The organism is Thalassobaculum fulvum (assembly GCF_014652915.1).
Lineage (GTDB): Bacteria > Pseudomonadota > Alphaproteobacteria > Thalassobaculales > Thalassobaculaceae > Thalassobaculum_A > Thalassobaculum_A fulvum.
Map to the genome: position 1 here is coordinate 434,609 of NZ_BMZS01000003.1, position 12,913 is coordinate 447,521.

General features: G+C 70.4%; 14 protein-coding genes. 9 read left to right on the plus strand and 5 right to left on the minus strand.

The features are described from left to right. Positions 1 to 2 precede the first annotated feature (2 nt). The 5 genes from IE246_RS08495 (at position 3) to IE246_RS08515 (ending at position 4,312) form a co-directional block, all read left to right on the plus strand. Positions 3 to 692 carry an aspartate/glutamate racemase family protein gene (locus IE246_RS08495; RefSeq protein ID WP_189988523.1) on the plus strand — a complete coding sequence of 230 codons (690 nt, stop codon included), beginning with the start codon at positions 3 to 5 and terminating at the stop codon, positions 690 to 692. A 4-nt stretch (positions 693 to 696) separates the two neighbouring features. Beyond that, positions 697 to 1,575 (plus strand): polysaccharide deacetylase family protein, encoded by an 879-nt coding sequence (locus tag IE246_RS08500; protein WP_229836693.1) that lies wholly within the window; start codon positions 697 to 699, stop codon positions 1,573 to 1,575. Between the two features lie 129 nt (positions 1,576 to 1,704). Further along, positions 1,705 to 2,280, plus strand: coding sequence for a PAS domain-containing protein (locus IE246_RS08505; protein WP_189988524.1), 576 nt, complete (start codon positions 1,705 to 1,707; stop codon positions 2,278 to 2,280). Positions 2,281 to 2,439: 159 nt separating this feature from the next. Then, positions 2,440 to 4,113 (plus strand): FAD-dependent oxidoreductase, encoded by a 1,674-nt coding sequence (locus tag IE246_RS08510; RefSeq protein ID WP_189988525.1) that lies wholly within the window; start codon positions 2,440 to 2,442, stop codon positions 4,111 to 4,113. A gap of 4 nt (positions 4,114 to 4,117) precedes the next feature. Next, the gene (locus IE246_RS08515; protein WP_189988526.1) at positions 4,118 to 4,312 is read left to right on the plus strand and encodes a DUF2783 domain-containing protein; all 195 of its coding nucleotides are present in this window, start codon (positions 4,118 to 4,120) and stop codon (positions 4,310 to 4,312) included. A gap of 11 nt (positions 4,313 to 4,323) precedes the next feature. Here the strand turns inward: IE246_RS08515 and IE246_RS08520 are convergent, their stop codons facing one another. The 3 genes from IE246_RS08520 to IE246_RS08530 all read right to left on the minus strand — a co-directional run bounded on the left by IE246_RS08520 (position 4,324) and on the right by IE246_RS08530 (position 7,431). Beyond that, a complete protein-coding gene (locus IE246_RS08520) occupies positions 4,324 to 4,566 on the minus strand; it encodes an Lrp/AsnC ligand binding domain-containing protein (RefSeq protein WP_189988527.1) in 243 nt (80 codons plus the stop codon). 57 nt (positions 4,567 to 4,623) lie between these two features. Beyond that, complete coding sequence (locus tag IE246_RS08525) at positions 4,624 to 6,147, minus strand: DEAD/DEAH box helicase (protein WP_189988528.1); 1,524 nt, start codon at positions 6,145 to 6,147, stop codon at positions 4,624 to 4,626. Positions 6,148 to 6,351: 204 nt separating this feature from the next. Then, on the minus strand, positions 6,352 to 7,431 hold the full coding sequence (locus IE246_RS08530; RefSeq protein ID WP_189988529.1) for a mandelate racemase/muconate lactonizing enzyme family protein: 1,080 nt from the start codon (positions 7,429 to 7,431) through the stop codon (positions 6,352 to 6,354). 91 nt (positions 7,432 to 7,522) lie between these two features. Between IE246_RS08530 and IE246_RS08535 the strand changes: the two genes are divergently transcribed. Together IE246_RS08535 and IE246_RS08540 are read left to right on the plus strand one after the other, a co-directional pair. Next, positions 7,523 to 8,221: an alpha/beta fold hydrolase gene (locus IE246_RS08535; protein ID WP_308434480.1), complete on the plus strand. Its 699-nt coding sequence runs from the start codon at positions 7,523 to 7,525 to the stop codon at positions 8,219 to 8,221. Between the two features lie 2 nt (positions 8,222 to 8,223). Then, positions 8,224 to 9,147 (plus strand): glycosyltransferase, encoded by a 924-nt coding sequence (locus IE246_RS08540; protein ID WP_189988531.1) that lies wholly within the window; start codon positions 8,224 to 8,226, stop codon positions 9,145 to 9,147. A 16-nt stretch (positions 9,148 to 9,163) separates the two neighbouring features. On the opposite strand, the gene parE is transcribed toward IE246_RS08540, so the two are convergent. After that, positions 9,164 to 11,173, minus strand: a complete 2,010-nt coding sequence (gene parE, locus IE246_RS08545; protein WP_189988532.1) for a DNA topoisomerase IV subunit B — start codon at positions 11,171 to 11,173, stop codon at positions 9,164 to 9,166. Positions 11,174 to 11,270: 97 nt separating this feature from the next. Here parE and IE246_RS08550 point away from each other — a divergent pair, with 97 nt between their 5' ends. Together IE246_RS08550 and IE246_RS08555 are read left to right on the plus strand one after the other, a co-directional pair. Continuing rightward, positions 11,271 to 11,678, plus strand: coding sequence for an acyl-CoA thioesterase (locus IE246_RS08550; RefSeq protein WP_189988533.1), 408 nt, complete (start codon positions 11,271 to 11,273; stop codon positions 11,676 to 11,678). A gap of 94 nt (positions 11,679 to 11,772) precedes the next feature. Beyond that, the gene (locus IE246_RS08555; RefSeq protein ID WP_229836694.1) at positions 11,773 to 12,156 is read left to right on the plus strand and encodes a hypothetical protein; all 384 of its coding nucleotides are present in this window, start codon (positions 11,773 to 11,775) and stop codon (positions 12,154 to 12,156) included. On the opposite strand, the gene IE246_RS08560 is transcribed toward IE246_RS08555, so the two are convergent. Continuing rightward, a complete protein-coding gene (locus IE246_RS08560; protein WP_189988534.1) occupies positions 12,140 to 12,862 on the minus strand; it encodes an aspartyl/asparaginyl beta-hydroxylase domain-containing protein in 723 nt (240 codons plus the stop codon). The genes IE246_RS08555 and IE246_RS08560 overlap by 17 nt on opposite strands. Between the last annotated feature and the right edge of the window lie 51 nt (positions 12,863 to 12,913).

Below are 12,913 nucleotides of genomic sequence, written 5' to 3' on the forward strand. Positions count from 1 at the left end.
CGTTGACCGATCGCATCGTCGTCATCAATCCGAACTCGACCGAGGCGGTGACCACCGCCATGGACCGGGCGCTGGACCCGCTGCGGATCGCCGGCGGGCCGGAGATCGTCAGCGTCACCAACCCGGACGGCCCGCCGGGCATCGAATGCCAGGCCCATGTCGACGACGTGTCGCGCGACATCCGAGCGATCGTCCGGACCCACGAGGCCGAGGCGTCGGCCTTCGTGATCGCCTGTTTCTCCGACCCCGGCATCCACGCCGCCCGCGAGAGCACGGCCCGGCCGGTGTTCGGGATCGCCGAGAGCGGCCTGCTGACCGCCCTGGCGCTCGGCAGCAAGGCCGGGATCGTGGCGATTCTCAGCCGCTCGATCCCGCGTCACATGCGCTATGTGCGGGCGCTCGGCCTGGAGAGCCGGCTGGCCGGCGACCGGGCGATCGAGCTCGGCGTGGTCGCGCTGTCGGACGAGGCCAAGACCTTCGGCCGGATGGTCGAGGTCGGCGAGGCGCTGCGCGACCGCGACGGCGCCGACGTGCTGGTGCTCGGCTGCGCCGGCATGGCCCGCTACCGGGAGCGGCTGGCCGAGGCGGTCGGCATCCCGGTGGTCGACCCCACCCAGGCGGCAGTCGGCATGGCGATCACGGCGATCCGCCTCGGCCGAGCGACCAGCGGCGTCGCCGCCGCGGCGGAGTGACGCGGTGGGCCTGCCGGGGCACGGCCGGTACCAGTACGACCCGATCGAAGGACGGCGCACCGTCGAGTGGCCCGGCGGCAAGCGGCTGGCGGTCTACATCGCGCTGAACATCGAGGTGTTCGCGTTCGGCGAGGGGCTGGGGGCCGAACTGGCTCCCGGCGGCCCGCAGCCGGACGTGCTGAACTATGCATGGCGCGACTACGGCAACCGCGTCGGCGTGTGGCGCCTGCTCGACGAGTTCTACCGCCTGGAGCTGCCGGTCACCGTCCTGGCCAATGCCGAGACCTATGCCGAGTGCCCGGCGGTCATGGAGGCGTTCCGCCGCCGCGGCGACGAGGTGGTCGCCCACGGCCGGACCAATTCGGAACGCCAGGGCGTGCTCGACGAGACCGAAGAGCGGGCGCTGATCGCCGAGACCACCGATGCCATCCGTCAGGCCGAGGGGCACCGGCCGTTCGGCTGGCTGGGCCCCTGGATCTCGCAGAGCCGGACGACGCCCGACCTGCTGGCCGAAGCCGGCTACAGCTACCTGCTGGACTGGTGCCACGACGACCAGCCGGTCCGGATGACGACCCGGAACGGCGGAGGCATCCTGTCGGTGCCGTATCCGCAGGAGCTGAACGACATCCCGGCGGTGGTCGCCCGCAAGGTCGAGGGCCGGGAATTCGCCGAGATGATCGTCGACGGCTTCGACGAGCAGTTCGAGCAGTCGGCCAGGCAGCCGCTGGTGTTCGGCATCGCGCTGCACCCGTACATCGTCGGCCAGCCGCACCGCCTGCGACCGCTGCGCCGGGCGCTCGAGCACATCGCCGCGCATCGGGACCGGATCTGGCTTTGCCACGCCGGCGAAATCGCCCGGCACTGGGACAGCGTCGAGGCTTAACGGTTCGTTAAGTGGCCGCTTCTACGGTTCGATCCGCGGAATGGGATCGCGGGTTCGCTGTCGGCCTGACCGCAGGCGTGTGGAAATCGGTCGGCGCGAGCAATGTCCAGTGAGCCGGAAGCCAACCAGGTGAGCGGACTGGCCGCAAACCTGATCGACGAGGACTACGGTCCGGTCGCGCATTTCTTCGCGGCGAACGGCGTGGCCGCACCGAAGATCGCCTGGGATCCTTCGGGCGACGACGCGGGGGCGAACTTCCTGGGCTTTCTGGTCGAGTTCTGGCGCCGGGGCAGGGGCGGCGCCCCCTGGCCGCCGGAATCCGCGATCGACCCGGTCGATCTGCGACCGGCGCTCGGCAGCCTGCTGGTGTGCGAACCGCTCGAGGACCTGAGCGACTTCCGGATCCGGCTGTACGGCAGCCGGCTGGCCCTGAGCATGGGACGCGACCTGACCGGGGCGCACGTATCGGATATCGACCCCGGTTCCTACATCACGACGTTCTATCTGGCCTGCTATCGGGCGGTCGCCATCCGTGGCGCGGCCCTGTTCACCCGCCACAATCCGTCGAAGGCCTCGTTCGCCTCCGAGATCAACCGGCTGCTGCTGCCGTTCGGGCCCGCGGGAAGGGTGAGCCGGATCCTGGTCGGGGTGGATTCCATCGCCCGCCGGCCGCTCGGACGGCCGAACTGGACGAAGCAGAACTAGCCTCCGTTCCGTGCCGCTTGCCTTTGGTTTCAAGTGAAACTAATTTTCTCCGCAAGCTCGAACCGGGAGGAAACGACATGGCCAAGGCCTTCGCGCCGGCCGGCGAACTCGCCGCCAACAGGACCACGTCCGGCCGCATCGATCGGGGCGGGGCCTGAGATGGCCGGCGGCCTCGCGGACCGCCCCCGCTACGCGTACGCGGCTCCGCCGGAACTGGGGCAGGACTCCGTCCGGCGGGCGCCGATCGTGATCGTCGGTGCCGGCCCGGTCGGCCTGTGCGCCGCCGCCGAGCTGGCGATGCTCGGCCACGACACGATCCTGCTCGACGAGGACGACACGGTTTCGGTCGGCAGCCGGGCGATCTGCTGGGCCAAGCGGACGCTGGAGATCTTCGACCGTATCGGGGTCGGCGACCGCATGGTCGGCAAGGGCGTCGTGTGGAACCGCGGCCGGCTGTTCCACCGCGACCGCGAGGTCTACAACTTCGACCTGCTGCCGGAGCCCGGCCACCAGCGTCCCGCCTTCATCAACCTGCAGCAGTACTACGTCGAGGAATACCTGGTCGACCGGGTGCAGGAACTCGGACGGACCGACATCCGCTGGCGCAACAGGGTGGTCGGCCTCGACGTCCTGCCGGACGGCGGCGCGCGTCTGACCGTCGAGACGCCGGACGGCAACTACCGGCTCGACGCCGACTACGTCCTGGCGGCGGACGGGGTGCGCAGCCCGATCCGCCGGATGATGGGCCTCGACTTCAAGGGCAAGGTATTCGAGGACCGGTTCCTGATCGCCGACGTGATCATGAAGGCGGACTTCCCGAGCGAGCGCTGGTTCTGGTTCGAGCCGCCGTTCCATTCCGGCCAGTCGGTCCTGCTGCACCGGCAGCCCGACGACGTGTTCCGGATCGATTTCCAGCTCGACCCGTCGGCCGACCCCGAGGAGGAGCGCAAACCTGAGAACGTGGTTCCGCGCCTCCAGCAGATGCTGGGGCCGGACAAGCCGTTCGACCTGGAGTGGGTCAGCGTCTACACCTTCACCTGCCGCCGCATGGAGCGCTTCCACCACGGGCCGGTGTTCTTCGTCGGCGACAGCGCCCACGTGGTCAGTCCGTTCGGCGCGCGCGGCGGCAACGGCGGTATCCAGGACGTCGATGCCCTGTGCTGGAGGCTCGCCGCGGTGCTGAACGGGACGGCGCCGGCGGCGTTGCTCGACAGCTACGATGCCGAGCGGATTCCGGCGGCGGACGAGAACCTGTTGAATTCGACCCGGTCGACCGACTTCATCACCCCGAAGAACGAGGCCAGCGTGGCGTTCCGCGAAGCGGCGCTCGACCTGGCGGCGGATCTTCCGTTCGCGCGGCGGGTCGTCAACTCCGGGCGGTTGTCGCTGCCGCACACCTATGCCGCAACCCCTCTGTCGACCCCGGACGGCGACGCCTGGTCGGGCGGGCCGCGACCGGGCGCGCCGGCTCCCGACGCGCCGGTCCAGGTGGCGGAAGGCGAGCCGTGGCTGCTGCGGCGACTGGGCGGGCGGTTCACGCTGCTCCGGTTCGTCGACGACCCGGCCGCGGCGGCACTCGGCGGCGTCCCCGACGGGGTGGACGTCGTCACCGTCGCCCGCAGCGGTCGGCCGGACGGTGCAACCGTGATCGACCGCGACGGCACCGCCTTTGCCCGTTGGGATGCCGCGGACGGCAGCGCCTATCTGGTCCGCCCGGACCAGCACGTGGCCGCCCGCTGGCGAACGCCGGAGCCGGGCGCTATCGCCACGGCCCTGGCCCGGGCGCTCGGGCGCCCCGCTGCGGCCGAGGCCCGGCGCGCGGCCGGAGGGTGAGCCGATGACAACGTTGAAGACCGACCTGAACCTGACCGACGCCGACGGCTTCTACGAGCGGCTGATCGAGGCCCATCGCGGGCTCGACGGACCCGCGAGCCGACGCCTCAATGCCAAGCTTGTGCTGCTGCTGGCCAACCACGTCGGCGACGCCGCCGTGCTGGACGAGGCGCTACGGATTGCCCGCGGCGAGCGGTAGCGCAGGCGCCGCTACCCGAACGCCTTGAAGGTGATCAACGTGAAGGTGTCCTTGACGCCGGGCAGGGTCTGCACCCGGTCGGTCACGAAGTGGCCGATATCGGCGGCGTCCGGCAGATAGCACTTCATCATCAGGTCGTACTGCCCGGACGTCGAGTAGACCTCGGAGACCTCCTCGACCTCCTGGACCGCCTGATCAGCCACCTGATAGGCCTTTCCGAGATCGCATTTGACCTGGATGAAGATCGTCTGCATGGCCTCACCGGGCATGTCTTGAGGACGCCGGCATGGTCCCGCACGGGACCACGGAAATCAACCGGTAGCCTTCTTCGGAACCGGACGGAGCAGGAAGGCGGGAACCTCGTCGCCGAAGCCGGTGACCCGCGGCCCGTCGTCGTCGCGATCCCGACGCCCCCGGCCCCGGCGGCCGCCGTCCCGGTCCGGGAAGCGCTCGACGACGCCGCCGCCGGTCAGCGACGGCTCGCGCTTCGGTGCCTCGGAGACCGCTTCCGGCTCCGCCGGCTTCTCCGAACGCCGGCGGTCGCCGCGTTTCTTCGGCTGCTCCGCAGGCGCGGCAGCTTCCTCGGCCTGGACCGCCGGCTTGTCGGCCGGCTTGTCGTCGGACTTGCGGGCACGGCCGCGTCCGCCGCGGCGGCGCTTGTCGCCGGCCTCCTCGACCTCTTCCTCGACCGACGGGGCCGCGACCCCGGCCAGGTCCAGGACCGGGATCTTCTTGCCGATCAGCCGCTCGACGGCGGCGAGCAGCTTGGAGTCCTCCGGCGTCGCCAGGGTGAACGCGCGGCCGCTCATGCCGGCTCGGCCGGTGCGGCCGATCCGGTGGACGTAGTCCTCGGCGTGCGACGGAACGTCGAAGTTGAAGACGTGGCTGAGGCCCTTGATGTCGAGCCCGCGGGCGGCGACGTCGCTGCACACGACCATCCGCGCCTCGCCGTTCTTGAACTTCTGCAGCGTCTCCATGCGCGCCGGCTGGGACATGTCGCCGTGCAACTGGACGGCGTCGTAGCCGTGGCGCTGCAGCGAGCGGTGCAGCACGCCGATGTCGCGCTTGCGGTTGCAGAAGATCAGGGCGCTGTCGACGGTCTCGCTGGCCAGCAGCGACCGCAGCGCCGCCCGCTTGTCCTTGGTCGAGCAGCGGATCAGGTGCTGGGCGACGGTCTCGGCCGGCGAGGCCGGCGGCGCCACCGACACCTCCTTCGGGTTCATCAGGAACTTGTCGGCCAGACGCCGGATCTCCGGCGCCATGGTCGCCGAGAAGAACAGGGTCTGCCGGATCGTCGGCAGCAGCGAGACGATGCGTTCGACGTCGGGGATGAACCCCATGTCGAGCATCCTGTCGGCCTCGTCGATCACCAGGATCTTGACGTCGGTCAGCAGGACCTTGCCGCGCTCGAAATGGTCCAGCAGCCGCCCGGGCGTCGCGATCAGCACGTCGACGCCCCGGTCGAGCTTGGATTCCTGCTCGTCGAACGACACGCCGCCGATCAGCAGCGCCATGGTCAGCCGGGTGTTCTTGCCGTACTTGACGAAGTTGTCGGCGACCTGGGCGGCGAGTTCGCGGGTCGGCGCGATGATCAGCGACCGCGGCATGCGCGCCTTGGCGCGCCCGGCCGACAGCACGTCGATCATCGGCAGCGTGAAGGACGCCGTCTTGCCGGTCCCGGTCTGGGCGCAACCGAGAACGTCGCGCCCCATCAGAACGTAGGGAATCGCCTTTTCCTGAATCGGCGTCGGCTTTTCGTAGCCGGCGGAGGCGACGGCGGAAACGACCTCGTCGGAAAGACCGAGGTCTCTGAAAGTTACTTGTGTGTCGGCCATGTCGTCTTGAGTTGTCAGCCCTCGCGGTCGGCGACCGCCAAGTGGCGCGCGGACTATAGGCATTCATGCAGGACTGTCAATGACAGACGCACGGAAAGCCCGGAAAACACTTGTATTTCGTGCCCGCGATGCGGTTTCGCCATGGTCTCGGAGCGGATTTGGCCGGATCGGATCCGACCGGCCCTCGACAAGGCGACTGTCCGGTCACGCCCGCAGCCGATCCAGCCCCTTCCAGTCGAGCGCAACGCCGTGTCCCGGGCGGTCCGGCGCGGTCACCTTGCCGTCGACGATCGTCAGCGGGTGCTCGATGAAGGCATCCAGGCCGAAGCCGTGCCATTCGAGATAGGACGCGTTCGGAACGGCGGCGAGCAGGTGCACGTGAAGATCGTGCACGCCGTGCGACGTCACCGGCAGGTGGTGCGCCTCGGCCAGGCGGGCGATCTTCATCCAGGGCGTGATGCCGCCGCAGCAGGCGAGGTCGGGCTCCGGGAACTGTACCCCGCCGGCCTCGATCAGCGGCTTGAATTCCGCCGGGTTGTGGAAGTTCTCGCCGGCCGCGACGGGGATGCCTTCGGCCGCCACCAGGGCGTGGCCCTCGACGTCCTCGGGTTCCAGCGGCTCCTCGAGCCAGCCGAGGTCGTAGGGCGCCAGCGCCCGGGCCGCGGCGACGGCCCGGTGGCGGCTCCAGCCCATGTTGGCGTCCACCATCAGAGGGAACCCGTCGCCCAGGAACTTGCGCATGGCGGCAACCCGCGCGACGTCCTCGTCGAGCGAGTCCCGCCCGACCTTCATCTTGATCGCCCGGAAGCCGCGGTCGAGGTTGCCGCGGGTTTGCTCCAGCAGTTCGTCGAGGGTGAAGTACAGGTCGATGCCGCCGGCATAGACCGGGACTTTCGGGTTCGAGCCGCCGAGCAGCCGCCACAGCGGCAGGCCGGCACGCCTGCCCAGGATGTCCCACAGCGCCACGTCCACGGCGGCCATGGCGAAGGCGACGGCGCCCCCGCGACCGACCCAGTGCAGCGCCCACCACATGCGTTGCCAGCAATCCTCGATCCGGCCCTCGTCGGCCCCCGACAGGACCTCGCCGAGTTCCTCGATTAGCGCCAGGATGGCCCGGCCGCCGCGGCCGACCGTGTAGGTGTAGCCGAGCCCGACGACGCCGTCGGTCGTCGTGACCCGCACGGTGATCAATTCGAAGCCGGGAATCTCGCGGTGGGTCGAGTCCGACAGCGGGCGCGGCAGCGGGATCCGGTAGTGGTCGGCCTGGATGCGGTCGATCGTCATGGCGTCCTCTTTCCCCGGTTCCGCGATCATTGTAGAGCATGCCCGACCTTGCCCCTATGTGCACCGCATGCCCGAGGCGGAGGAGACTGAGTTGCCCGAGAACCTGGTCCTGCTGCCGGGATTGCTGAACGACGCGGACCTGTGGTCCCGGCAGATCGCCGGCCTTTCGGACCTGGTCGACCGCATCGACGTTCCCGACCTGACCCGCCACGAGACCCTGGCCGGGCTGGCCGAGGCGGTGCTCGCGGAGGCACCCGAGCGGTTCGCCCTGGCCGGCCTCTCGATGGGCGGCTACGTCGCGCTCGAGGTATTCCGGCGGGCGCCCGAACGGGTCGAGCGCCTGGCCCTGCTCGACACGTCGGCGCGGCCCGACAGCGACGAGCAGCGGCGCCGGCGGACCGGCCTGATCCAGTTGGCCGACATGGGGCGGTTCAAGGGCGTGACGCCCAGGCTGCTGCCGATGCTGGTGCACCCGGACCGGCTCGACGACCCGGCGGTCACCGGGCCGATCTTCGAGATGGCGGCGCGGGTCGGACGCGACGGCTTCATCCGCCAGCAGAAGGCGATCCTGTCGCGCGGCGACAGCCGGGACCTGCTGCCCGCCATCGACCGCCCGACGCTGGTGGTCTGCGGACGCCAGGACCAGCTGACGCCGCTGCATCTGTCCGAGGAGATCGCCGCCGGCATCCGCGGGGCGCGCCTGGAGGTGGTCGAGGGGTGCGGCCATCTGCCGGCTCTCGAGCATCCGGACGCCACGACCGGTCTCATGCGGCAGTGGCTGGAGACCTGACCGTGGCACGCGTGCTGTTCGGAATGATCGACAACAGGACCCGGCCGATCGGCGGGGTCAAGGTCATCTACCAGGCGGTCGGCGCGCTGCGGCGCCGGGGCATCGACGCCTATGTGGCGAGCGGCGTCGGCATGCCGGAATGGCTGGCCGGCAGCCGGGCCATACGGGACGTCGAGATCGTCGACATGTCCAAGCCGCAGCGGCTCGAGGCGGACGACCTGTACGTCGCGACCGACGCCATCGGCCCGCACCGCATGGAGTTCATGCTGGCCCGGCCGGATCGCCGGGTGCTGTTCGTCCAGAACCACAACGCCATACCCACCAACACCGCGGTCGACTGGAGCCGGCTGACCCACATCCGCTGCCTGACGGTGTCGCAGTACTCTAGGCGGTACCTGATGGAGGAGGCCGGGTTCCGGCAGGTCGACGTGGTGTCGCCGGGGGTCGATCTCGAGGTGTTCAGGCCGGGGCGCGAGCGCCGGCACCGGATCGCCTACATGCCGCGCAAATGGCCCGGCCTGGCGGAACGCTTTCGCCAACACGTCGCCGGATCCGTCGAGTGGTATCCGATCGAGAATGCGACCGAGCAGGAAACCGCCGATATTCTAGGGGGTTCGAGCATATTCTTGAATCTCGGTCGTAACGAAGGCCTCGGCCTGCCGCCGCTCGAGGCCATGGCCGCCGGCTGCATCGTCTGCGGCTTCGCCGGGGAAGGGACCACGGACTTCGCCTCGCCGGAGAACGGATTCTGGGCGGCCGAGGGCGACATGCGGGGCTGCCTGCAGGCCGTCGCGGACGCGGCGGCGGCGGCCGGGAATCCGGCCAGGGCCGAGGCGATCGTCCGCAACGGGCAGGAGACCGCCGCGCGGTACTCGCTGGCCGCGTTCGAGGAGGCGCTGGCGGCCTACATTCGCCGGCTGCTCTGAGAAGGCCGCTTCCGGGCTACACGTCGACGTCGTGCACGAACCGGGCGTTCTCCTGGATGTAGGCGAACCGCAGCTCCGGCTTCTTGCCCATCAGGGTCTCGACGGTCTCGCGGGTCCGCCGGGTCTCGGCCTCCAGTTCCGGCTCGACCATCAGCTCAGGCCCGCCGGCCGGCGGGATCTTGACCCGCAGCAGCTGGCGGGTCTCGCGGTTCATGGTGGTCTCCTTGAGCTGGGCCGGCGGCATCTCGCCCAGGCCCTTGAACCGGCTGATCTCGACCTTGCCCTTGCCGCCGAAGCCGCCGGCGAGCAGCTCGTCCTTGTGGGCGTCGTCGCGGGCGTAGACGGTCCGGCCGCCTTGCGTCAGCCGGTACAGCGGCGGCATCGCCAGGAACAGGTGGCCGTCCTCGATCAGCCTGGGCATCTCCCGGTAGAAGAAGGTCATCAGCAGGGACGCGATGTGGGCGCCGTCGACGTCGGCGTCAGTCATGATCACGACCTTCTCGTAGCGCAGCTGGTCGGCCCTGTAGGACGAGCCGGTGCCGCAGCCGAGCGCCTGCACGAGGTCGGTGAGCTCCTGGTTCTGGCGCAGCTTGTCGGCCGAGGCGCTGGCGACGTTCAGGATCTTGCCACGCAGCGGCAGCACCGCCTGGGTCGCGCGCTCGCGCGCCTGCTTGGCGGAACCGCCGGCGCTGTCGCCCTCCACCAGGAAGATCTCGGTGCCTTCGGCGTCCGAGCGCGAGCAGTCCGCCAGCTTGCCCGGCAGCCGCAGCTTGCGGGTCGCGGTCTTGCGGCTGACCTCCTTCTGCTGGCGCCGCCGCAGCCGTTCCTCGGCCCGCTCGATCAGCCGTTCCAGCAGCAGGTTCGCGGTCTCCGGCGCGCCCGACAGCCAGTGGTCGAAGTGGTCCTTGACCGCCTGCTCGACCATCCGGGTGGCGTGCGGGCTGACCAGCCGCTCCTTGGTCTGACCCTGGAACTGCGGGTCGCGGATGAACACCGACAGCATCACGCAGGCGCCGCCCATCAGGTCGTCGGCGGTGACCTGCGCGGCCTTCTTGTTGCCGACCATCTCGCCATAGGCCTTCACGCCGCGCAGCAGGGCGGTGCGCAGCCCGGCCTCGTGGGTACCGCCCAGCGGCGTCGGGATGGTGTTGCAGTAGGCGTGCAGGAAGCCGTCGTCCTGGTCGTCGGGCCAGGTCACCGCCCATTCGACCCTGCCCTGGCCCTCCGGCACCTCGACGTCGCCGGTGAACGGACGCGGGGCGACGGTCCGCCGGCCCTCGATGGCGCTGGCCAGGAAGTCGGCGAGGCCGCCCGGGTAGTGCAGAACGGCCTCCGGCGGGGTCTCGTCGCCGTCGCGCAGCAGCTCGGGATCGACCTTCCAGCGGATCTCCACACCCTTGAACAGATACGCCTTGGAGCGCGCCATCCGGTACAGGGTGGCCGGCCGGAACCGCGCGTTCGGGCCGAAGATCTCGGCGTCGGGGTGGAACCGGACGGTGGTGCCGCGGCGGTTCGGGGCGGCGCCGATCGTCTCGACCGGGCCCTGCGGCACGCCGCGGGCGTAGTGCTGGGCGTACAGCCGGCGGTCGCGGGCGACCTCGACCTCCAGGCGGTCGGAGAGCGCGTTGACCACCGAGACGCCGACGCCGTGCAGGCCGCCGGCCGTGGCATAGACCTTGTCGGAGAACTTGCCGCCGGCGTGCAGCGTCGTGAGGATGACCTCGAGCGCCGACTTGTTCGGGAACTTCGGGTGCGGATCGATCGGGATGCCGCGGCCGTTGTCGCGCACGGTCACCGTGTGGTCGGCCGCCAGCTCGATCTCGATCCGGCTGGCGTGCCCGGCCACCGCCTCGTCCATCGAGTTGTCCAGGACCTCGGCGACGAGGTGGTGCAGGGCGCGCTCGTCGACGCCGCCGATATACATGCCGGGGCGCCGGCGTACCGGCTCGAGGCCCTCGAGAACCTCGATGTCCTTGGCGGAGTAGTCGTCGGCGCGCGCGGCGGAACTTGCGAAGAGGTCGGCCATATCCGGTCGTCTGCAGGTCGGAGAAGGGCTATCGGCCCGTGGGCGTCGAGTTTATCCTGTGGGTGCGCTCAGCGCGAGTGCAAGATATGGTGTGAAGATGGCAACAGCAGGACGAGACGATTCCGGGCGCCAGCCGCGCGGCGAGATGGAGATCCGGACGATCGCGATGCCGGCGGACACCAACCCGAACGGCGACATCTTCGGCGGCTGGGTGCTCAGCCAGATGGACATCGCCGGCGGCCTGACGGCGGCCCGGCGGGCCCAGGGCCGGGTGGCGACCGTCGGGATCGACGCCATGACCTTCGTCCGGCCGGTCGGCGTGGGCGACGTGATGTGCTGCTACGGGCATGTCGAGAAGGTCGGCACCACCTCCATCACGGTGGCGATCGAGGCCTGGAAGGTTCTCTGGTTCGAGCGTCGCGAGGTCCGCACGCTGGTGACGGAAGGCCGCTTCACCTACGTGGCGATCGACGACGACGGCCGCAAGCGGCCGGTCGACCGGTAGCGCGCCGTCACGATCCCGTGCGCCGGGGTCCGCCGGCCGCCGTGACCGCCTAGACTGGTCGCCATCGTTCGAACCGTGCGGCACGAGGCCGGTCATGCGTTTGCATATGGTTGCGGCAGCCCTGCTGGTGCAGGTTGCCGGGGCCTTCGGCGCCGTCGCTCCGGCCGCCGCCGGGGAGGCCGACGTGGTCGGGGTCGAGATCCGTCCGGACGGGCCGGGCCTATGGTGCTTCGACGTCGCGGTGCGACACGACGACACGGGCTGGGAGCACTACGCCGACAGGTGGGACGTGGTCGGGCCGGACGGCACCGTGCTCGGCACCCGGGTCCTGCTGCATCCGCACGAGACAGAGCAGCCGTTCACGCGCAACCTGTCGGGTGTCGCCATCCCGGACGGGGTGACCTGGGTGACGGTCCGGGCACACGACAAGGTGCACGGTTACGGGGGCCGCGAGGCGACCGTCAGCCTGGCGCGCTGACCGGGCCGGCGGCGACCCGGGGCGTCGCACGCCAGTGCAGCCATTCATTGACGGCCGCCTGTCGGAGGCGCTCGCCCGCCGGGGTGAAGCCGGCGCGCACGGCGTGCGGCAGGCGCTCGGCGATCCCGGGGCCGGTGACGTCGAAGTAGAGATGGATGCGGTCTTCGCCGGACAGATTGAAGACCCGGTGCGGGTATCCGTACTCGCCGTAGTACAGGCCGCCCACCGGCCAGTGGACGCGCTCGTGGCAGAACTCGGTCACCGCGTCGGGACCGGAGCGGATCGGCAGGTGAAGGCGATAGCTGAGGGCCGACGGCGGCACCGGGTCGTAGTGCCAGTCCAGCAGGTCGCCCGGTGCCAGCCGGGCGATCACCACCGACCCGACTGTGCCGCCGAACTCCTCGAACAGCGCCGTGAGCGCCGGGAGCCGGTCGAGCGCGGGGCAGGGCCGGCCGGACCGGCCGGGCCCGGTCGGCGGATACGACACCCAGATCGACGACCACGACCCGTCCCAGCAGTCGTGCTGCCGTTCGGCGTCCGGCGTATCGTCGATCAGGTCCAGGACCTGCTCGACGATCGGGGCGAGCGGGGTATCGACCCTGACCGGCCCGGATAGGGCGGGTGCGTCGGTCCGGGTGAGCGCCTGGAAGCTGGTTTCGGGGGCGATGGCCGCGGTTGCCGCGGGGGTGCTGCGCTGCTGTGGCATGCCACGACCGTAGCACGAAGAAGCAACGGGCCGTCCCGAAGGACGGCCCGT